Genomic DNA, 1,470 nt, shown 5'->3' with positions numbered 1-1,470 from the left:
CAGAGTTGCGTTTTCCAGCGAATTATTTGGAACTGCGACGAAAGATAAATCGAACCGTTGTTGTAAGCCATGTTGTGATCTGCGTCCATGCGATTCAGCCGCATGTTGCTTGAGCCGCAGTCTGAACTCATCAGTCGCGTGGTTAGTCAGCCCTAAGCTTAAGGCACGTTACTAGACCTAAGCCGCGCTGCAACTCATGTTTGGACGCGTCGCCTTCTCAATGCGTCGCATCGGCATCGCGTCAACAAGCCGCAACAAATCGTTCGCATTCAATGGCATGTGCGCTCTCAGCTTCACCCTGCCGTCTTTACCTACTAACACCAGCAGCTCGGAGTACGCTCCAACCTCCAGCTCATCTCTCAAGAACGACACATCTTCGTTGGTGAGCATGTCGCCATCGATCACCGCATTTCCATTACCATTGCCAACGACCGTCAAAACCTCAATGTCACGCTTATAAAATTCGCATTCGAACTGTGCAAATGCCGAAAGCTGCTGGAGAAATTTAGGATGTGTTGAGGAACTTGTGAACAATAAGATTGGTCGTGTATCAAATAGATAGCCGTCTAAAGAGCCTGCTGCGACGTTAGAAGACGTAAAAATGAAAGACAAACACAAAATGCGAAACAAAGAACGTACTTGCATAGCGGTCACCTCTTTAAACCGAAGTCTCCAGGTAAGTACTCCTCTTCTTAGTCGATAAGATTACCTAAGACCAAAGAAAACCGTTCAATTTTTTGTAAGTTCTTGTGACCTAAATGAATGGCCTGAGCGCAGTGGATCGCTTTTTACATGCTCTTGAACGACCTAGAAACAAAAAAAGCGCGTTTAATTAGGGCTCGTTTGACGAGCATGATGCCCTTGCTTTCGCCGTTAACGATTGCCTCAACGAATCGAGTGCGGACATGTTAAGTCAGACCAGCTGTGGGTGCCGTCAGTTCGCAGCCGCGTTTAATCAGCGCGTACTTAGCTGTTGGTATGTCACCAAAATGAATAAGTTTCGCGTAAGGGTGCTCAAGACACCTTTAAGGACGACGGCAATTGGGTAAGACGCCCTTTTCAAGCGCCGCCTGATACACAGAGTTCGCCTGTGGCAGCTCTTGTGTTAACTCTTGAATTCGAGTCTCGTTAGACGGGTGCGTAGACATAAATTCCGGTGGTGCATTCCCACCCGACGCTTTCTTCATTTCTTTCCATAACTCGACGGCCTGCGACGGATCGAAGCCTGCTTTTGCCATTAAATAGAGACCAATCGTGTCCGCCTCACTCTCATGGGTGCGACTATATGGCAGGAGCACACCATACTGTGCTCCCAAGCCGAGGGCGGCGAGCGCGGTAGATTCATATTCATGGCCATCAAGAAGCACCGTAGTGGCCTGCTGTGCCAACTGGCTTGTCATAGAGAGCGAGACACGCTCCGCACCGTGCCGTGCATCAACATGACCGACCTCATGCCCCATCACTGCTGCA

Annotated in this window: 2 protein-coding genes; both read right to left on the bottom strand. The window is 49.3% G+C overall.

Going from position 1 to position 1,470, the window contains the following annotated elements; genetic code table 11:
* Window positions 1-177: 177 nt before the first annotated feature.
* Entirely contained in the window at window positions 178-645 is a 468-nt protein-coding gene (locus tag A3750_RS03025; protein ID WP_068457614.1) for a DUF4174 domain-containing protein, read from the bottom strand.
* Window positions 646-1,025: 380 nt separating this feature from the next.
* Window positions 1,026-1,470, bottom strand: a 445-nt coding sequence (locus tag A3750_RS03020; RefSeq protein ID WP_156498343.1) for a M48 family metallopeptidase, incomplete at its 5' end; no start/stop codon positions are given.

This window comes from Oleiphilus sp. HI0079, from assembly GCF_001635105.1.
This window is presented reverse-complemented; position numbering and strand designations above follow the sequence as displayed.